The sequence below is a fragment of the Pseudomonas sp. S2_E02 genome, assembly GCF_054668355.1.
This window is the reverse complement of record NZ_CP162761.1, coordinates 3756998-3774444: the sequence shown is the minus strand read 5'-3', so window position 1 is coordinate 3774444 and position 17447 is coordinate 3756998. Positions and strand designations below refer to the sequence as shown.

Genomic DNA, 17447 nt, shown 5'->3' with positions numbered 1-17447 from the left:
TGGAGTAGGAAAATGGCCAAGAAGAGCATGAAAAACCGTGAGCTGAAGCGTCAGCTCACCGTTGCCAAGTACGCCACCAAGCGTGCAGCGCTGAAAGCTATCATCGTTGATCTGAACGCAAGTCCAGAAGCGCGTTGGGAAGCTACCGTAGCTCTGCAGAAGCAACCACGTGACGCAAGCGCTTCGCGCATGCGTAACCGTTGCCGCCTGACTGGTCGTCCGCACGGCGTTTACCGCAAGTTCGGCCTTGGCCGTAACAAGCTGCGTGAAGCTGCAATGCGTGGTGACGTACCAGGTCTGGTTAAAGCCAGCTGGTAATTGCTGTCAAAGTCTCGATGTTCGGGTTCGCAAGAACCTGACCATCGGTGGCCTTGAATCTGAATCAAGCCCCTTTTGGGGCTTGATTCATTTCTGGGGTGTGTCTAGAATGACCGGCTCGCCTGAGCCCGTGTTTTTCATGCCCGGAAGTTCTCGGCGACAAGTAGTAGCCGCAAGGCTAATTTTTCTGTATTAGGAGCGTCTAGCCCATGAGTATGCAGGACCCGTTAGCGGACATGCTAACTCGAATCCGTAATGCCCAGATGGCTGAAAAGTCTGTCGTAAGCATGCCGTCTTCCACGCTGAAGGTGGCTGTAGCAAAAGTCCTGAAGGACGAAGGTTACATCGCGGATTTTCAGATCACCACCGACGCTAAGCCGTCGTTGTCCATCGAGCTGAAGTACTTCGAAGGCCGTCCGGTTATCGAAGAAGTGAAGCGCGTTAGTCGTCCAGGCCTGCGTCAGTACAAGTCCGTTGAAGATCTGCCGAAAGTTCGTGGCGGTCTTGGCGTGTCTATCGTCTCCACCAACAAAGGTGTGATGACGGATCGTGCTGCGCGCGCTGCCGGTGTCGGCGGCGAAGTTCTTTGCACTGTGTTCTAAGGGGGGATAAGCATGTCTCGCGTCGCTAAGAACCCCGTTAAGCTGCCAGCCGGTGTCGAAGTAAAATTCGCAGGCCAACAGCTTTCGGTGAAGGGTGCCAAGGGTACTCTTGAACTGAACATCCATTCGTCCGTTGAGATCGTTGAAGAAGCTGGTGAGCTGCGTTTCGCTGCTCGCAATGGCGATCAACAAACTCGCGCAATGGCCGGTACCACGCGTGCGTTGGTAAACAACATGGTCCAAGGCGTAAGCCAAGGCTTCGAGCGCAAGCTCCAGCTGGTCGGTGTTGGTTACAAGGCGCAAGCAAAAGGCACGGTTTTGAACCTGGCCCTTGGCTTCTCGCACCCAGTGGATTACGAACTGCCGGAAGGCATCACCGCTGAGACTCCTAGCCAGACCGATATCCTGATCAAGGGCATCGACAAGCAGCTGGTAGGTCAAGTGGCCGCTGAGATCCGCGACTTCCGTCCACCAGAGCCGTACAAAGGCAAAGGTGTGCGCTACGCGGACGAAGTCGTCCGTCGTAAAGAAGCCAAGAAGAAGTAGGGCATAGCAAATGACCGACAAAAAAGTTACTCGACTGCGTCGCGCTCGCAAAGCACGCCTGAAAATGCACGAACTCGAAGTCGTGCGTCTCTGCGTGTTCCGCTCGTCGCAGCACATCTACGCCCAGGTCATCTCGGCCGACGGCAACAAAGTCCTGGCAAGTGCCTCGACTTTGGATAAAGAACTGCGTGATGGCGCCACTGGCAACATCGACGCGGCCACAAAGGTTGGCCAGCTGGTCGCTACGCGTGCTAAGGCCGCTGGCGTCTCGCAAGTGGCTTTCGACCGCTCTGGCTTCAAGTACCACGGCCGCGTTAAAGCGCTGGCTGATGCTGCTCGTGAAGCTGGGCTGGAGTTCTAAGTTATGTCAAATAACGACCAAAAGCGCGACGAAGGCTACATTGAGAAGCTGGTTCAAGTTAACCGCGTAGCCAAAACCGTTAAAGGCGGCCGTATCTTCACTTTCACTGCGTTGACCGTGGTGGGTGATGGTAAAGGGCGTGTTGGCTTCGGCCGTGGCAAGTCGCGTGAAGTGCCTGCTGCGATCCAGAAGGCAATGGAAGCTGCTCGCCGCAACATGATCCAAGTTGATCTGAACGGCACCACTCTGCAGTACGCAATGAAGTCCGCTCACGGCGCTTCGAAGGTGTACATGCAGCCTGCTTCTGAAGGTACCGGTATCATCGCTGGCGGCGCTATGCGTGCTGTCCTCGAAGTTGCTGGCGTTCAGAACGTTCTGGCCAAGTGCTACGGCTCGACTAACCCGGTAAACGTGGTTCACGCCACTTTCAAAGGTTTGAAAGCTATGCAGTCTCCTGAATCCATTGCCGCCAAGCGTGGCAAAAGCGTCAAGGAGATCTTCTGATCATGGCTACCGTTAAAGTAACGCTGATCAAAAGCATGACCGGCCGCATCCCTAACCACAAACTGTGCGTTAAGGGTCTGGGTCTGCGTCGCATCGGTCACACTGTAGAAGTCCAGGATACTCCCGAGAATCGCGGGATGATCAACAAGGCTTACTACATGCTGCGTGTCGAGGGTTAATCGATGAAACTCAATGATCTGAGTCCAGCGCCGGGTTCCCGTCGCGAAAAGCATCGTCCGGGCCGTGGTATCGGTAGCGGTTTGGGTAAGACTGGTGGCCGTGGTCACAAGGGTCAGACCTCCCGTTCCGGTGGCACCATTGCTCCAGGCTTTGAAGGCGGTCAACAGCCGCTGCATCGTCGCCTGCCGAAGTTCGGTTTCGTTTCCCTGAAAGCCATGGACCGCGCAGAAGTGCGTCTGTCCGAGCTGGCTAAAGTGGAAGGCGACATCGTCACCGTGCAGTCCCTGAAAGATGCCAACGTGATCAACGTCAACGTACAGCGTGTGAAAATCATGCTGTCCGGTGAAGTGACTCGCGCTGTCACTATCGGCAAGGGAATCGGCGCCACCAAAGGTGCGCGTGCGGCTATCGAAGCAGCTGGCGGCAAGTTCGAGGAATAAATGGCTAAGCAAGGTGCTCTCTCTGCGCTCGGCAAAGGCGGTATGTCTGAACTCTGGGCTCGTCTGCGTTTTCTGTTCCTGGCGATTATCGTCTACCGAATAGGCGCACACATCCCGGTTCCAGGTATCAACCCGGACCGACTCGCAGACCTGTTTCGACAGAATGAGGGGACCATTCTTAGCTTGTTCAACATGTTCTCCGGCGGCGCGCTGGAACGGATGAGCATCTTTGCATTGGGGATCATGCCGTACATTTCGGCATCGATCATCATGCAACTGATGACCGCCGTCAGTCCGCAGCTGGAGCAGTTGAAGAAGGAAGGTGAAGCTGGCCGTCGCAAGATCAGCCAGTACACCCGCTACGGCACCGTCGTCCTCGCTCTCGTTCAGGCTATTGGCATGTCCATTGGTCTGGCGGGGCAGGGCGTTGCGTTCACTGGTGACTTTGGCTTCCATTTCGTCGCGGTATCCACTTTTGTGGCTGGTGCGATGTTCATGATGTGGCTGGGTGAGCAGATTACTGAGCGTGGTGTAGGTAACGGTATCTCGATGTTGATTTTTTCGGGTATCGTCGCCGGTCTTCCGAGAGCAATCGGGCAGTCTTTCGAGTCTGCGCGTCAGGGTGATATCAACATCTTCGCCTTGGTTGCCATCGGTTTGCTGGCAGTAGCGATTATCGGTTTCGTGGTGTTCATTGAGCGTGGTCAGCGTCGTATCGCTGTTCACTACGCCAAGCGTCAGCAGGGCCGCAAGGTTTTTGCTGCGCAGACTAGCCACCTGCCGTTGAAGGTGAACATGGCCGGTGTTATTCCGGCTATTTTCGCGAGCAGCATTTTGCTGTTCCCGGCTTCGTTGGGTGCCTGGTTCGGTCAGTCTGAAGGTATGGGCTGGTTGCAGGACATCTCGCAGTCGATCGCTCCTGGTCAGCCGTTGAATATTCTGCTGTTTAGTGCAGGGATTATTTTCTTCTGCTTCTTCTATACGGCGTTGATGTTCAATCCGAAAGACGTAGCGGAAAACCTGAAGAAGTCCGGTGCCTTTATTCCGGGCATCCGTCCAGGTGAGCAGTCGGCGCGCTACATTGATGGCGTTCTGACCCGCTTGACCATGTTCGGTGCTCTTTACATGACGGCCGTGTGTCTGTTGCCCCAGTTCCTGGTGGTTGCAGCAAACGTTCCGTTCTACCTTGGCGGGACCTCGTTGCTGATCGTGGTCGTGGTTGTGATGGACTTCATGTCCCAAGTACAATCGCACCTCGTTTCGCACCAGTACGAATCCCTGATGAAGAAAGCCAACCTGAAGGGTTACGGCAGCGGCATGTTGCGCTGAGTACCCATAAGGTTCGAGGAGTTGGTGATGAAAGTTCGTGCATCGGTGAAAAAGCTGTGCCGTAACTGCAAGATTATTCGCCGCGAAGGTGTTGTTCGAGTAATTTGCAGCGCGGAACCGCGTCACAAACAGCGCCAAGGCTGAGTGTGATTGTGCTTCAAGCCCGGTAGCTAGTGCGCTACCGGGTTGATTATTTGTTATTACAGCGATATTATCTCGCGCCCTATTTCTTGGCTTCCGGGGCGTAGGTAGCTGTCAATTGGAGTCCCACTGAATGGCCCGTATTGCAGGCGTTAACATTCCAGATAACAAGCATACTGTTATCTCGCTGACCTACATCTATGGTGTTGGTCGCACTACTGCGCAGAAGATCTGTGCAGTGACTGGGGTAAACCCAGCAGCAAAGATCAAAGATCTGAGCGACGAGCAAATTGAACAGCTGCGTGGCGAAGTGGCGAAGTTCACCACTGAAGGTGACCTGCGTCGCGAAATCAACATGAAAATCAAGCGCTTGATGGACCTCGGTTGCTATCGCGGTCTGCGTCATCGTCGTGGTCTGCCAGTACGCGGTCAGCGTACCAAGACCAACGCGCGTACCCGTAAAGGTCCGCGTAAGCCGATCCGCAAGTAATCGCCCCAGCGAATCGACAGGAATTTAATCATGGCAAAACCTGCTGCTCGTCCTCGTAAAAAAGTTAAAAAGACAGTGGTTGATGGCATCGCCCACATCCATGCATCTTTTAACAACACCATCGTGACCATTACCGACCGTCAAGGTAACGCTCTTTCCTGGGCTACCTCCGGTGGTTCGGGTTTCCGCGGTTCCCGCAAGTCCACGCCTTTTGCTGCTCAAGTAGCTGCTGAACGTGCTGGTCAAGCTGCGCTGGAATATGGCCTGAAAAACCTCGACGTTAACGTCAAGGGCCCAGGTCCAGGTCGTGAATCCGCAGTCCGCGCTTTGAACGGCTGTGGCTACAAGATCGCCAGCATCACCGACGTGACGCCAATCCCGCACAACGGGTGCCGTCCGCCGAAGAAGCGCCGCGTGTAATCCAGGAGATTGTAAAGAATGGCTCGTTACATTGGTCCAAAATGCAAACTCGCTCGTCGCGAAGGCACCGATCTCTTCCTGAAGAGCGGCGTGCGCGCGATCGAATCGAAGTGCAACATTGAAGCAGCACCTGGTATCCACGGCCAACGCCGCGGTCGCCAGTCCGATTACGGCACCCAACTGCGTGAAAAGCAGAAGGTCCGTCGTATCTACGGCGTTCTCGAGCGTCAGTTCAGCGGCTACTACAAAGAAGCTGCTGGCAAGAAAGGTGCAACCGGTGAAAACCTGCTGCAACTGCTCGAATGCCGTCTGGACAACGTTGTATACCGTATGGGCTTTGGTTCGACTCGTGCCGAATCCCGTCAGCTGGTATCGCACAAGTCGATCAGCGTTAACGGTCAGACCGTAAACGTTCCGTCGTATCAGGTTCGTGCTGGTGACGTGGTTGCAGTTCGCGAGAAAGCAAAAAACCAACTTCGCATTGTCCAAGCTCTCGATCTGTGTGCCCAACGTGGCCGCGTAGAATGGGTAGAAGTAGACACTGAGAAGAAGTCGGGCGTTTTCAAGAACGTTCCTGCTCGCAGTGATCTGTCCGCCGACATCAACGAAAGCCTGATTGTCGAGCTCTACTCCAAGTAAGGGCTAGAAAATAGGTGCATCCATGCAGATTTCGGTAAATGAGTTCCTGACACCCCGCCACATTGATGTGCAGGTTGTCAGTCCAACCCGCGCCAAGATCACTCTCGAGCCTCTCGAGCGTGGTTTTGGCCACACCCTGGGCAACGCGCTGCGACGCATCCTGTTGTCCTCAATGCCCGGCTGCGCAGTAGTCGAGGCCGAGATTGACGGTGTGCTCCACGAGTACAGCGCCATCGAAGGTGTACAGGAAGACGTAATTGAAATCCTGTTGAACCTTAAAGGTCTGGCCATCAAGCTGCACGGTCGTGACGAAGTTACGCTGACCTTGTCGAAGAAGGGTTCGGGGGTGGTTACCGCTGCCGATATTCAGCTGGATCATGATGTCGAGATCGTTAATCCCGATCACGTAATCGCTAACCTGGCGTCTAACGGCGCCCTGAACATGAAGCTCACCGTAGCTCGTGGTCGTGGTTATGAACCAGCCGACTCGCGTCAGAGCGATGAAGACGAAAGCCGCAGCATCGGTCGCTTGCAGCTTGACTCTTCGTTCAGCCCGGTTCGCCGTATCGCATACGTGGTGGAAAACGCCCGTGTCGAGCAGCGTACCAACCTGGACAAGCTGGTTATTGATCTGGAAACCAACGGTACCCTGGATCCTGAAGAGGCTATCCGCCGCGCTGCAACCATCCTGCAACAGCAGTTGGCTGCGTTCGTCGACCTCAAAGGTGACAGTGAGCCAGTGGTTGTCGAGCAGGAAGACGAGATCGATCCGATCCTGCTTCGCCCGGTTGACGATCTGGAACTGACTGTACGTTCGGCTAACTGCCTTAAGGCGGAAAACATCTACTACATCGGTGACCTGATTCAGCGTACCGAAGTAGAGCTGTTGAAGACTCCGAACCTGGGCAAGAAATCCTTGACTGAAATCAAGGACGTTCTGGCCTCCCGCGGTCTGTCCCTCGGCATGCGCCTCGACAACTGGCCGCCTGCAAGTCTTAAGAAGGACGACAAGGCGACTGCCTGATCGTCGTAATCACCGAACGTAGTGTTTGGTAAGGAATGAACCATGCGTCATCGTAAAAGTGGTCGTCACCTGAGCCGCACCAGCTCGCACCGCAAGGCCATGTTCCAAAACATGGCGGTGTCGCTGTTCGAGCACGAGCTGATCAAAACTACTCTGCCAAAAGCCAAAGAACTGCGTCGCGTTGCTGAGCCGCTGATCACTCTGGCCAAGACAGATAGCCTGGCTAACCGCCGTCTGGCTTTCGACCGTACTCGTTCGAAAGCTATCGTTGGTAAGCTCTTCAACGACCTGGGCAAGCGTTACGCTACCCGTGAGGGTGGCTACCTGCGCATCCTCAAGTGCGGTTTCCGCGCTGGCGACAACGCGCCTATGGCGTACGTCGAGTTGGTTGATCGTGCTACTGCCGGCGAAGCTGTATCCGCCGAGTAAGACGTCAGTCTGAAACAAAAAACCGGGCCTAGTGCCCGGTTTTTTGTGTCCGCAAGAAAATGCGCTGTTCATACAAGCTTCTGACATGTCTCTGTTGTCACTATGTGCCGGGAAACATAATTAGTAATTATCTATCGAAGCTTGCGAGTTAATGAATTTGTAGGTGTCACATGGATGATCGATACTTCCCAGCAAGCCGATTAGCCGGCAGTTTCAAGACTGACAGAGGAAGAAGACCGTATGAGCCAGATCAAAACGCTTACGACCGCCAGTGGCGCACCTGTCGCTGACAACCAGAATTCTCGCTCCGCTGGCCCACGTGGCCCGCTGCTGCTCGACGACTTTCACCTGATCGAGAAGCTCGCCCACTTCAACCGTGAAAACATTCCTGAACGTCGCGTTCATGCCAAAGGCTCGGGAGCTTACGGCACATTCACCGTTACCCGCGATATCACGGATTACACCAGCGCCAAGCTGTTTGAAGCTGTTGGCAAGCAAACCCCGACGTTCCTGCGTTTCTCGACGGTAGGCGGCGAACGCGGTTCTGCCGACACCGAGCGCGATCCACGGGGTTTCGCGTTGAAGTTCTACACCGAAGAAGGTAACTGGGACATCGTGGGTAACAACACGCCAGTGTTCTTCATTCGTGATCCGCTGAAATTTCCAGACTTTATCCACACCCAGAAACGCCTGCCGCAAAGCAACCTGAAAAGCGCGCAGATGATGTGGGACTTCTGGTCGCATTCGCCTGAAGCGCTGCACCAGGTCACCATTCTGTTCTCTGATCGCGGTATTCCTGACGGCTACCGTCACATGCACGGCTTCGGCAGCCACACTTATAGTCTGATTAGCGCCCAAGGCGAGCGTCACTGGGTGAAATGGCACTATAAGACCAAACAAGGCATCAAGAATCTGGCACCGGCCGATGCCGCACGGTTGGCGGGCACTGATCCAGACTACGCCCAGCGCGACCTGTTCGAAGCCATCGAGCGCGGTGACTTCCCGAAATGGCGCGTGTGCATTCAGATCATGACTGAGGCCCAGGCTGCGGCACACTATGAGAACCCTTTCGACGTCACCAAAACCTGGTCGCAGAAAGAATTTCCGCTGATCGAAGTGGGTGAACTGGAGCTGAATCGCAACCCGCAAAACTACTTTGCTGAAGTCGAGCAAGCGGCGTTCGGCCCAAGCAATATGGTGCCGGGAGTTGGTCTGTCGCCAGATCGGATGCTGCAGGGGCGCGTATTTGCGTACGCTGATGCTCACCGCTACCGCGTGGGTACCAATCACCAGCAACTGCCGGTAAACGCGCCACGCAGCCCGGTTAACACATACCAGCGTGATGGCTCGATGGCATTCGGCAGTAACGGTGGTGCAGCACCTAACTACGAGCCGAACAGCTACACCGAAGCACCGAAACAAGCTCCGCGTTACGCAGAACCAGCGCTGGCCTTGAGCGGTGCTGCCGATCGCTACGATCACCGCGAAGATACCGATTACTACAGCCACGCCGGTGCGCTGTTCCGCCTGATGAGCGACGATCAGAGAGCATTGCTGGTCAGCAATATCGCCGGTGCCATGGCGGGCGTTTCCACTGATATCGTCGATCGCCAGTTGCAGCACTTCTACAAGGCCGATCCGGCGTATGGAGAAGCAATCGCAAAGCTGCTCAACGTACAGCTTAACGAAGTCTAAACGAGAAGCAGAACCGCCCTCATCTGGGCGGTTTTTGCGTTATTTAGGCTGCTTTTCTAAGAATATCTTCGCTTTTATTGCGCGAATCGGGTGACCTTCCGGTCAGCTTGGTTCAAACTACAGACTTTCAAGTAGGGAGATGTAGGGCGATGCAAGGCCACCCAGACGTAATCGATTACCTCAACACGTTGCTGACCGGCGAACTGGCCGCGCGTGATCAATATTTCGTTCATTCGCGGATGTATGAGGACTGGGGGTTCACCAAGCTCTACGAGCGAATCAACCATGAGATGGAAGAGGAAGCCGGTCACGCTGATGCGCTGATGCGCCGAATTCTGATGCTCGAAGGCACGCCGCGTATGCGTCCGGATGATCTGGATGTCGGCACCACTGTGCCGGAGATGCTCGAAGCGGATCTGCGTCTTGAATACAAAGTTCGCGCAGCGCTGTGCAAAGGCATCGAGTTGTGCGAGCAACACAAGGATTACGTCAGCCGTGAGATCCTTCGGATTCAGCTCAACGACACTGAAGAAGATCACACCTACTGGCTGGAAAAGCAGTTGGGCCTGATCAAGTTGATCGGTCTTGAGAACTACCTGCAATCCCACACGTCCTGATTGCAATCGATACAAAAAGCCCCTGTCACTGATGAAGTGACAGGGGCTTTTTCATGCCTGGCGTTTAAGCCCGATCGCGGATCAGCAGCGGCTTGAGGTAATGACCGGTATGAGATTGCTTCATCTCGGCCACATCCTCAGGCGTGCCGGTGGCAATGATCTGCCCACCTTTGGAGCCGCCCTCCGGCCCGAGATCGACCAGCCAGTCAGCCGTCTTGATCACGTCGAGGTTGTGTTCGATGACTACCACAGTGTTGCCGTGGTCGCGCAGGCGATGCAGCACGTCGAGCAATTGCTGGATGTCCGCGAAGTGCAAACCGGTGGTCGGCTCATCGAGGATGTACAGTGTTTTGCCGGTGTCACGCTTGGACAACTCGCGAGACAGTTTCACTCGCTGCGCCTCACCACCCGACAACGTGGTCGCCGACTGCCCGAGCTTGATGTACGACAGGCCGACATCCATCAATGTCTGTAGCTTGCGCGCCAGTGCTGGCACCGCGTCAAAGAACTCCCGGGCCTCTTCGATGGTCATCTCGAGGGTTTCGTGGATGCTCTTGCCCTTGTATTTGATCTCAAGGGTTTCGCGGTTGTAGCGCTTGCTCTTGCACACATCGCATGGCACGTAGATGTCTGGCAGGAAGTGCATTTCCACTTTGATCAGGCCGTCGCCCTGGCACGCTTCGCAGCGGCCACCCTTGACGTTGAACGAGAAACGCCCCGGGCCGTAACCACGGGAGCGTGACTCGGGTACGCCGGCGAACAGCTCGCGGATCGGGGTGAACAGGCCGGTATAGGTAGCAGGGTTGGAGCGCGGTGTACGGCCGATCGGGCTCTGGTCGATATCGACCACTTTGTCGAGATGCTCCAGGCCCTTGATGCTGTCGTGCGCTGCCGCTTCCAGCGTGGTCGCGCCGTTGAGGGCCGTGGCGCTCAGCGGGAACAAGGTATTGTTGATCAGCGTCGATTTGCCCGAGCCGGACACGCCGGTCACGCACGTCAGCAGACCAATCGGGATGTCCAGATCGACATTGCGCAGGTTGTTGCCGCGAGCCCCTTTGAGCGACAGATTGAGCTTTTTATTGCGTGGCGTGCGTTTGGCCGGCACTTCAATCTTCACGCGGCCCGAGAGGTATTTACCGGTCAGGGAATCCGGGTGCGCCATGACTTCCGCCGGCGTGCCCTCAGCCACGATCTGCCCACCATGCACACCAGCCCCCGGGCCGATATCCACAACGTAATCGGCCAGACGAATCGCGTCTTCGTCGTGTTCGACCACGATCACAGTGTTGCCAATATCACGCAGGTGCTTGAGCGTGCCGAGCAAGCGGTCGTTATCACGCTGGTGCAAACCAATGGACGGTTCGTCAAGGATGTACAGAACACCGACGAGACCGGCACCGATCTGGCTGGCCAGACGAATACGTTGTGCTTCGCCACCGGACAGCGTATCGGCACTGCGGTCCAGCGACAGGTAGTCGAGACCGACGTTGACGAGGAACTGCAGACGCTCGCGAATTTCCTTGAGAATCTTGTCGGCGATTTCGCCGCGACGGCCAGTCATCTTCAGCTCGCCAAAGTACTCGCAAGCGTCTCCGATCGGCAGGTTGGTCACCGCTGGCAGCGTTTTCTCGCCAACCCACACATGCCGCGCTTCGCGACGCAGACGGGTACCACGACAATCCGGGCACGATTGGGTGCTGAGAAACTTGGCCAGCTCTTCGCGCACGCTTGCCGACTCGGTCTCGCGGTAGCGACGCTCCAGGTTCGGCACGATGCCTTCGAACGGGTGCGAACGTTTGACGATATCGCCACGGTCGTTCAGGTATTTGAAGTCGACGTTCTGCGAGCCGCTGCCATGCAGGATGAATTTCTGCTGATCGGCCGGCAGTTCGTTGAACGGTACTTCCAGGCTGAAACCATAGTGTGAAGCGAGTGAGCCGAGCATCTGGAAGTAATAGACGTTACGCCGGTCCCAGCCGCGAATCGCTCCTTCGGCCAAGGTCAGATCGCCATTGACCAGCCGTTTGATATCGAAGAACTGCTTCACCCCCAGGCCGTCACAGGTCGGGCAAGCGCCGGCCGGGTTGTTGAAGGAGAACAGCTTCGGTTCCAGTTCGCTGATCGCGTGGCCGCAGATCGGGCAGGCGAAGCGCGCGGAGAAAATCATCTCTTCGCCCGGTTCGTCGTCCATCGGTGCGACAAGTGCAATGCCATCCGCCAGTTTCAACGCGGTCTCGAAAGATTCGGCCAGACGTTGCTGCAGATCGGCGCGAACCTTGAAGCGGTCGACGATCACATCGATCGAGTGCTTTTTCTGTTTATCCAGTTTGGGCAGTTCGTCCAGTTCGCAGATCCGCCCGTTGACCCGGGCGCGAACGAAACCTTGGGCGCGCAGCTCTTCGAAGACCGAAAGGTGTTCACCTTTGCGCTCGCGAATAACCGGTGCCAGCAACATCAGTTTGCTGCCTTCCGGCTGCGCCAGCACCAGGTCGACCATCTGGCTGACGGTCTGCGCTTCCAGCGGAATGTCATGATCCGGACAGCGTGGCGTACCGACGCGTGCATACAGCAGGCGCAGGTAGTCGTAGATTTCGGTGATGGTGCCGACCGTAGAGCGCGGGTTGTGCGAGGTCGACTTTTGTTCGATGGAGATCGCTGGCGACAGGCCTTCGATGGTGTCGACGTCGGGTTTTTCCATCATCGACAGAAACTGTCGGGCGTAGGCCGACAGCGATTCGACATAGCGGCGCTGACCTTCGGCGTAAAGCGTATCGAAGGCCAGGGACGACTTGCCGGATCCGGACAGGCCGGTGATGACGATCAGCTTGTCCCGTGGCAGGGTCAGGTCGATGTTCTTCAGGTTGTGGGTACGGGCCCCACGTATCAGGATCTTGTCCAAAGTGGCCTCGCTCGGCGGGCGTCGAAAACGTAGGAGTATACGGGCAAATACTGGATGGATGCACACTATCAAGCGAAGGGTTTTTACCTTACATGAAGAGAGTTTCATCTATACGCGTCATAGCGTCGCGATATACCCCGTCTTTCGATGGGACTGGTAGAATCGCCGCCGGTTCACACGAGGTTTTTCCATGCACGATCCCCACAGCGAACGCATGAGTGGTAGCGAGACTCGCGCAGCGAGCGGTCTGGCCCTGGTGTTCGCCTTCCGTATGCTTGGCATGTTCATGGTGTTGCCGGTATTGGCAACCTACGGCATGGACCTGGCAGGAGCGACCCCGGCCCTGATCGGGCTGGCTATTGGCGCTTACGGTCTGACCCAGGCGATTTTCCAGATTCCGTTCGGGATCATTTCCGACCGCATTGGCCGCCGTCCGGTGATTTACCTCGGGCTGATCGTTTTTGCCCTCGGCAGCGTGCTGGCGTCTCAGGCAGACTCGATCTGGGGCGTGATCGCCGGGCGGATCCTGCAGGGCGCCGGGGCGATTTCAGCGGCGGTGATGGCGCTACTCTCCGACCTGACCCGCGAACAGCACCGCACCAAGGCAATGGCGATGATCGGCATGACCATCGGTTTGTCGTTTGCCGTGGCCATGGTCGTCGGGCCTTTGCTGACCCGCGCTTTCGGTCTGTCCGGACTGTTCCTCGCCACCGGTGCCATGGCACTGGTCGGTATTGCCATCATCATGTTCATGGTGCCGCGCTCCACCGGGCCATTGCAGCATCGGGAGTCCGGGGTGGCGCGTCAGGCCTTGATGCCGACGCTCAAGCATCCGGATCTGCTGCGCCTCGATCTGGGCATCTTTGTGTTACATGCCATGTTGATGTCGAGCTTCGTTGCGTTGCCGTTGGCGCTGGTGGAAAAAGCCGGTTTGCCCAAGGAACAGCACTGGTGGGTCTACCTCACCGCGCTGCTGATTTCGTTCTTCGCCATGATCCCGTTCATCATCTACGGCGAGAAGAAACGCAAAATGAAACGAGTTTTGCTCGGCGCCGTCATGACGCTGATGCTGACTGAGCTATTCTTCTGGCAGTTCGGTGACAGCCTGCGGGCTCTGGTGATCGGTACGGTGGTGTTCTTCACCGCGTTCAATCTGCTGGAGGCTTCATTGCCGTCGCTGATCAGCAAGGTTTCACCGGCGGGCGGGAAGGGCACGGCCATGGGCGTGTATTCCACCAGTCAGTTCCTCGGTTCAGCACTCGGCGGGATACTCGGCGGCTGGCTGTTTCAGCATGGCGGTCTGTCAGTTGTGTTCCTCGGATGCGCGGGTCTGGCTGCCATCTGGCTGGCCTTTGCTGTTACCATGCGTGAACCTCCCTACGTGACGAGCCTGCGCTTGCCGTTGTCGCCCGAGGCGATCCGCGAAGCGGGTCTGGTCGAGCGCCTCAAGGCCCTCGTAGGGGTAACCGATGCAGTGATAGTTGCTGATGAAGCGGCTGTTTACATCAAACTGGACAAAGAATTAGTGGATCGCGACACCCTCGAACGCCTGGTGAACAACCCGGCCGGGGCTGCTTGCGAAGCCTAGGAGAACGTTATGGCCCGTGGGGTTAACAAAGTCATATTGGTCGGCACTTGCGGCCAGGATCCCGAAGTTCGCTACCTGCCTAACGGTAACGCCGTGACCAACCTGAGTCTGGCCACCAGCGAACAATGGACCGACAAGCAAACCGGTCAGAAGGTCGAGAAGACCGAGTGGCACCGTGTTTCGATGTTCGGCAAGGTTGCGGAAATCGCCGGCGAATACCTGCGTAAAGGTTCGCAGGTCTACATCGAAGGCAAGCTGCAGACCCGCGAGTGGGAAAAAGACGGTATCAAGCGTTACACCACTGAAATCGTGGTCGACATGCAAGGCACCATGCAACTGCTCGGCGGCCGTCCACAACAGGGCGACCAACAAGGCGGTGGCAACAACTACCAGCAGTCGGCTCCGGCTCCACGCCAGCAGGCTCCGCGTCCGCAGCAGTCGGCTCCACAGCAGCGTTCGGCCCCGGCTCCTCAGCAGGCCGCACCGCAACCTGCTCCGGATTTCGATAGCTTTGATGACGATATTCCGTTTTGATTTTTCCCTGAGCCGACATCTGGTTTAGGTTCAAAGCCCCCGCATTGCGGGGGCTTTGTCGTTTTGGCGAAACATAAAACCAATCTTCGCGTCTCCACGTGAGTCGGTAAAGTTTGCCGAAGGCTCTTGAACGCCATCGCAAGCCATTCCATGATCGGCGCCGGCGGCTGGAGTACCGGCCGATCTTCTCCAGAACAGTTTGCGCGACGATCAGTGCCTGTTCATTCACAAAAACAAGAGAAACCGATGAGCAGCACTAAAAACAAGGAAATTGAGTTTCTGCGAGGGGTGGCCATTCTCATGACCATCTTTGCCCATCTCCCTCAGTTGCTGCCGTTCTTCGGTCTGTACCTGTTGAAGGTGTTCAATGTGTATGCGCCATGGACCGGCGTTGATCTGTTCTTCTGTATCTCCGGTTTCGTCGTCAGCAAGGCCTATCTCGATTACTTCGATAAGAACCGCGAGCAGAACCGCTTTGGCCTTGCGGCAACGTCTTTCTGGATTCGGCGGGCTTACCGTCTCTTGCCGACAGCCTGGCTGTGGGTGTTGATACCGCTGGCGTTCTCGATCTTTTTCAACCAGTCGAATGCGTTCCAGTCCTGGTATGAAAACTTGCGCAGTTTCACCGCGGTGGCGACGTTTTCCGGCAACCTGGCGAATCAGTACGGTGTGTTGCTGGGGCCGAACTCCGTGTATTGGAGCCTGGCGCTGGAGGAGCAGTTCTACTTCATCTTTCCGTTGTTTCTGTTGCTGGTGACGTCGACCCGCTGGCGCGTGCTGATTCTGATTTTGCTGATTGCGGCGCAATTTCCGTTCAATCGCGATACTTTCGCAGCCCCTCCCGCGCCGATGCTTTTCTCGTTCCGCCTGGACGCGATGATGTGGGGGATTCTGCTTTGCCTGTTTACCCGCACCTCGTTATACAAGGATATTGAGCCTGTCGGGCTTGGCGGCAGCAGGTTCAAGCGTTTGGCCGTCACGTTGTTCCTTTTGTACATGATGGGCGCCATCGCCGGTCAGATGATCATGGCGCCGATTGCCGTCGGTCTGATCGCGATCACGGCGTTGATCATTGTCTGGCTCGCCAGTTATCAGAAGGGCTACATCTACTGCCCGGCGCTGCTCAATGGTCTTTTCCAGTGGCTCGGTTCGCGCTCTTACGCGTTATACGTGGTGCACATCTTTGCCTACCATCTGAGCACCGAGATCTGGACGCGCGTTGCCGCCAGCAGAGACATGGAGCTGGGGGCTGCCTTCACGGTTGAGCTGCTGCTGACCTCGCTGGTGATCATGGTCGTATGCAGTGAACTCAATTTCCGCTTTGTCGAAACGCCGTTGCGGCGCCGTGGCGCAGAGATTGCCCGGCGCAGAATGGCCGGCGTTAGCGCGACCGAAACGGCCAGAGAAAAACCATCTGTGGAAAAGCCTGCCCGCTCGGTGGATATTGCCTGACCCGGCACAGCAACGAAAAAAACCGCAGCGCGCAAACGCTGCGGGGTTTTTTAGTGTCGGGCAGACCTCTGCCGCGCAAGTCAGTCGAGGATCAGGTGTGGCAGAAACCGGCTCGAATCCTTGGTGATCAAACTGTTGTCTTCCCGCACCCCAATCCCTGCGGCCTGATCGCCAACTACCCACGAACCGATCAGCGTGTAGCTGTCGCCAAACTTCGGCAACGGCGCAAACTCCTGCAGGATAAATGGCGCATCCGTGTAGGGCCCGTCCTCTTTGACGATCAGACCGTCAGCCGTTTGCAACTCAATGTTCGCCCCTTCGCGGGAAAAGTACGGCTTGCGTACCCAGCCTTTCGGCACTGCATTGGTCGGGTTCGGATCGAGATGCGCCGCCAGAAGATTCGGATGCCCTTTGTGCAGTTCCCACAGTAATGGCAGTGCACCCTTGTTCGACAGAATCGCCTTCCACGCCGGTTCGAAAAACTGCGTATCGCACTCGGCAATCGCCGCGCCGAAGGGCTCGTGGAAGATGAACTCCCAGGCATGCAGTTTGAACAGGTGCGGGATCCAGCGATCTTCCAGGTCGACGAAGCGCCCTTCAGCCGTCAAACCGATGTCTTCGATATCGATGTGCCGCGACTCGATGCCGACTTTCTCGGCGATCAGCCGCAGATAATCCGTTGTGCCCTTGTCCTCGACCGAGTCTTTCATCGAGGCAAAGTAGAACGGCCGCTTCAGTTGTAATTCGGCGAAGGCCTGATGCAGATGGGTGTCGATGCTGTTGAACTGGTCGGCATGACGCGGCAGCGTGCCGCGCTCGATGCATTGTTCCAGCCAGCCCCACTGGAACGCCGCCGCTTCATAAAGACTGGTCGGCGTGTCGTAGTTGAGCTCCAGCAGCTTCGCCGGGCCGTTGCCGCTGTAGGAAAAGTCCATGCGTCCATACAGATGCGGATGACCTTCCCGCCAGGACGTGCGGATCATGTCGTAGTACGCCGCCGGGATGCTCAGGCGATCCAGCAACTCTTCGCTGTTAACTACACGGTCGACCAGATCCATGCACATCTCGTGCAGTTCGGTGGTCGGGTCCTCAAGATCGTTTTCGATTTGCGCGAGCGTGAACTGGTAGTACGCGCTTTCGTCCCAGTACGGCTCATCGTCGATGGTGTGAAACATGAAACCGAGGCTCTCGGCGGTCTGTTTCCAGTCGGGGCGCTCGGCGCAGAGGATCTTCTTCATC

Annotated in this window: 21 protein-coding genes; 19 read left to right on the top strand and 2 right to left on the bottom strand. The window is 56.5% G+C overall.

The window, feature by feature from the left end:
* Nucleotides 1–12 precede the first annotated feature (12 nt).
* From rpsN to bfr, 16 genes are all read left to right on the top strand, one after another.
* Nucleotides 13–318: a 30S ribosomal protein S14 gene (gene rpsN, locus AB4O01_RS16965; protein ID WP_003228726.1), complete on the top strand. Its 306-nt coding sequence runs from the start codon at nucleotides 13–15 to the stop codon at nucleotides 316–318.
* A gap of 209 nt (nucleotides 319–527) precedes the next feature.
* Complete coding sequence (gene rpsH / locus AB4O01_RS16960) at nucleotides 528–920, top strand: 30S ribosomal protein S8 (RefSeq protein WP_007918458.1); 393 nt, start codon at nucleotides 528–530, stop codon at nucleotides 918–920.
* A 12-nt stretch (nucleotides 921–932) separates the two neighbouring features.
* Nucleotides 933–1466 carry a 50S ribosomal protein L6 gene (gene rplF / locus AB4O01_RS16955; RefSeq protein ID WP_003176412.1) on the top strand — a complete coding sequence of 178 codons (534 nt, stop codon included), beginning with the start codon at nucleotides 933–935 and terminating at the stop codon, nucleotides 1464–1466.
* A gap of 10 nt (nucleotides 1467–1476) precedes the next feature.
* Nucleotides 1477–1827 carry a 50S ribosomal protein L18 gene (gene rplR / locus AB4O01_RS16950; RefSeq protein ID WP_003186037.1) on the top strand — a complete coding sequence of 117 codons (351 nt, stop codon included), beginning with the start codon at nucleotides 1477–1479 and terminating at the stop codon, nucleotides 1825–1827.
* Between the two features lie 3 nt (nucleotides 1828–1830).
* The gene (gene rpsE / locus AB4O01_RS16945; protein ID WP_003186035.1) at nucleotides 1831–2331 is read left to right on the top strand and encodes a 30S ribosomal protein S5; all 501 of its coding nucleotides are present in this window, start codon (nucleotides 1831–1833) and stop codon (nucleotides 2329–2331) included.
* A 2-nt stretch (nucleotides 2332–2333) separates the two neighbouring features.
* Nucleotides 2334–2510: a 50S ribosomal protein L30 gene (gene rpmD / locus AB4O01_RS16940; protein ID WP_003176408.1), complete on the top strand. Its 177-nt coding sequence runs from the start codon at nucleotides 2334–2336 to the stop codon at nucleotides 2508–2510.
* A gap of 3 nt (nucleotides 2511–2513) precedes the next feature.
* Nucleotides 2514–2951: a 50S ribosomal protein L15 gene (gene rplO / locus AB4O01_RS16935; RefSeq protein ID WP_003228720.1), complete on the top strand. Its 438-nt coding sequence runs from the start codon at nucleotides 2514–2516 to the stop codon at nucleotides 2949–2951.
* Entirely contained in the window at nucleotides 2952–4280 is a 1329-nt protein-coding gene (gene secY / locus AB4O01_RS16930) for a preprotein translocase subunit SecY (protein WP_003228718.1), read from the top strand.
* Between the two features lie 27 nt (nucleotides 4281–4307).
* Nucleotides 4308–4424: a 50S ribosomal protein L36 gene (gene rpmJ / locus AB4O01_RS16925; protein WP_002555468.1), complete on the top strand. Its 117-nt coding sequence runs from the start codon at nucleotides 4308–4310 to the stop codon at nucleotides 4422–4424.
* 130 nt (nucleotides 4425–4554) lie between these two features.
* A complete protein-coding gene (gene rpsM / locus AB4O01_RS16920) occupies nucleotides 4555–4911 on the top strand; it encodes a 30S ribosomal protein S13 (RefSeq protein ID WP_003186020.1) in 357 nt (118 codons plus the stop codon).
* Between the two features lie 30 nt (nucleotides 4912–4941).
* On the top strand, nucleotides 4942–5331 hold the full coding sequence (gene rpsK / locus AB4O01_RS16915) for a 30S ribosomal protein S11 (protein WP_002555466.1): 390 nt from the start codon (nucleotides 4942–4944) through the stop codon (nucleotides 5329–5331).
* Between the two features lie 18 nt (nucleotides 5332–5349).
* Nucleotides 5350–5970: a 30S ribosomal protein S4 gene (gene rpsD, locus AB4O01_RS16910; protein ID WP_003176404.1), complete on the top strand. Its 621-nt coding sequence runs from the start codon at nucleotides 5350–5352 to the stop codon at nucleotides 5968–5970.
* Nucleotides 5971–5992: 22 nt separating this feature from the next.
* Nucleotides 5993–6994 (top strand): DNA-directed RNA polymerase subunit alpha, encoded by a 1002-nt coding sequence (locus tag AB4O01_RS16905; protein ID WP_003186012.1) that lies wholly within the window; start codon nucleotides 5993–5995, stop codon nucleotides 6992–6994.
* A gap of 42 nt (nucleotides 6995–7036) precedes the next feature.
* The gene (gene rplQ, locus AB4O01_RS16900; protein ID WP_003176402.1) at nucleotides 7037–7423 is read left to right on the top strand and encodes a 50S ribosomal protein L17; all 387 of its coding nucleotides are present in this window, start codon (nucleotides 7037–7039) and stop codon (nucleotides 7421–7423) included.
* Nucleotides 7424–7663: 240 nt separating this feature from the next.
* The gene (locus tag AB4O01_RS16895; protein WP_093434406.1) at nucleotides 7664–9118 is read left to right on the top strand and encodes a catalase; all 1455 of its coding nucleotides are present in this window, start codon (nucleotides 7664–7666) and stop codon (nucleotides 9116–9118) included.
* Between the two features lie 149 nt (nucleotides 9119–9267).
* Nucleotides 9268–9735 carry a bacterioferritin gene (bfr, locus tag AB4O01_RS16890; protein ID WP_047303712.1) on the top strand — a complete coding sequence of 156 codons (468 nt, stop codon included), beginning with the start codon at nucleotides 9268–9270 and terminating at the stop codon, nucleotides 9733–9735.
* A 64-nt stretch (nucleotides 9736–9799) separates the two neighbouring features.
* On the opposite strand, the gene uvrA is transcribed toward bfr, so the two are convergent.
* Entirely contained in the window at nucleotides 9800–12634 is a 2835-nt protein-coding gene (uvrA, locus tag AB4O01_RS16885) for an excinuclease ABC subunit UvrA (RefSeq protein WP_093434409.1), read from the bottom strand.
* A gap of 190 nt (nucleotides 12635–12824) precedes the next feature.
* Here uvrA and AB4O01_RS16880 point away from each other — a divergent pair, with 190 nt between their 5' ends.
* From AB4O01_RS16880 to AB4O01_RS16870, 3 genes are all read left to right on the top strand, one after another.
* Complete coding sequence (locus AB4O01_RS16880; protein WP_093434412.1) at nucleotides 12825–14222, top strand: MFS transporter; 1398 nt, start codon at nucleotides 12825–12827, stop codon at nucleotides 14220–14222.
* A gap of 9 nt (nucleotides 14223–14231) precedes the next feature.
* Complete coding sequence (locus AB4O01_RS16875) at nucleotides 14232–14756, top strand: single-stranded DNA-binding protein (protein ID WP_008081898.1); 525 nt, start codon at nucleotides 14232–14234, stop codon at nucleotides 14754–14756.
* 126 nt (nucleotides 14757–14882) lie between these two features.
* Nucleotides 14883–16208, top strand: coding sequence for an acyltransferase family protein (locus AB4O01_RS16870; RefSeq protein ID WP_286079721.1), 1326 nt, complete (start codon nucleotides 14883–14885; stop codon nucleotides 16206–16208).
* Between the two features lie 80 nt (nucleotides 16209–16288).
* On the opposite strand, the gene AB4O01_RS16865 is transcribed toward AB4O01_RS16870, so the two are convergent.
* A complete protein-coding gene (locus AB4O01_RS16865) occupies nucleotides 16289–17446 on the bottom strand; it encodes a glutathionylspermidine synthase family protein (protein WP_093434414.1) in 1158 nt (385 codons plus the stop codon).
* Nucleotide 17447: the final 1 nt, after the last annotated feature.

Bases quoted from the DNA above. Each gene is read 5' to 3' on its own strand.
- rpsN (WP_003228726.1), top strand. From the start codon at position 13: ATGGCCAAGAAGAGCATGAAAAACCGTGAGCTGAAGCGTCAGCTCACC.
- rpsH (WP_007918458.1), top strand. From the start codon at position 528: ATGAGTATGCAGGACCCGTTAGCGGACATGCTAACTCGAATCCGTAAT.
- rplF (WP_003176412.1), top strand. From the start codon at position 933: ATGTCTCGCGTCGCTAAGAACCCCGTTAAGCTGCCAGCCGGTGTCGAA.
- rplR (WP_003186037.1), top strand. From the start codon at position 1,477: ATGACCGACAAAAAAGTTACTCGACTGCGTCGCGCTCGCAAAGCACGC.
- rpsE (WP_003186035.1), top strand. From the start codon at position 1,831: ATGTCAAATAACGACCAAAAGCGCGACGAAGGCTACATTGAGAAGCTG.
- rpmD (WP_003176408.1), top strand. From the start codon at position 2,334: ATGGCTACCGTTAAAGTAACGCTGATCAAAAGCATGACCGGCCGCATC.
- rplO (WP_003228720.1), top strand. From the start codon at position 2,514: ATGAAACTCAATGATCTGAGTCCAGCGCCGGGTTCCCGTCGCGAAAAG.
- secY (WP_003228718.1), top strand. From the start codon at position 2,952: ATGGCTAAGCAAGGTGCTCTCTCTGCGCTCGGCAAAGGCGGTATGTCT.
- rpmJ (WP_002555468.1), top strand. From the start codon at position 4,308: ATGAAAGTTCGTGCATCGGTGAAAAAGCTGTGCCGTAACTGCAAGATT.
- rpsM (WP_003186020.1), top strand. From the start codon at position 4,555: ATGGCCCGTATTGCAGGCGTTAACATTCCAGATAACAAGCATACTGTT.
- rpsK (WP_002555466.1), top strand. From the start codon at position 4,942: ATGGCAAAACCTGCTGCTCGTCCTCGTAAAAAAGTTAAAAAGACAGTG.
- rpsD (WP_003176404.1), top strand. From the start codon at position 5,350: ATGGCTCGTTACATTGGTCCAAAATGCAAACTCGCTCGTCGCGAAGGC.
- AB4O01_RS16905 (WP_003186012.1), top strand. From the start codon at position 5,993: ATGCAGATTTCGGTAAATGAGTTCCTGACACCCCGCCACATTGATGTG.
- rplQ (WP_003176402.1), top strand. From the start codon at position 7,037: ATGCGTCATCGTAAAAGTGGTCGTCACCTGAGCCGCACCAGCTCGCAC.
- AB4O01_RS16895 (WP_093434406.1), top strand. From the start codon at position 7,664: ATGAGCCAGATCAAAACGCTTACGACCGCCAGTGGCGCACCTGTCGCT.
- bfr (WP_047303712.1), top strand. From the start codon at position 9,268: ATGCAAGGCCACCCAGACGTAATCGATTACCTCAACACGTTGCTGACC.
- AB4O01_RS16880 (WP_093434412.1), top strand. From the start codon at position 12,825: ATGCACGATCCCCACAGCGAACGCATGAGTGGTAGCGAGACTCGCGCA.
- AB4O01_RS16875 (WP_008081898.1), top strand. From the start codon at position 14,232: ATGGCCCGTGGGGTTAACAAAGTCATATTGGTCGGCACTTGCGGCCAG.
- AB4O01_RS16865 (WP_093434414.1), bottom strand. From the start codon at position 17,446: ATGAAGAAGATCCTCTGCGCCGAGCGCCCCGACTGGAAACAGACCGCC.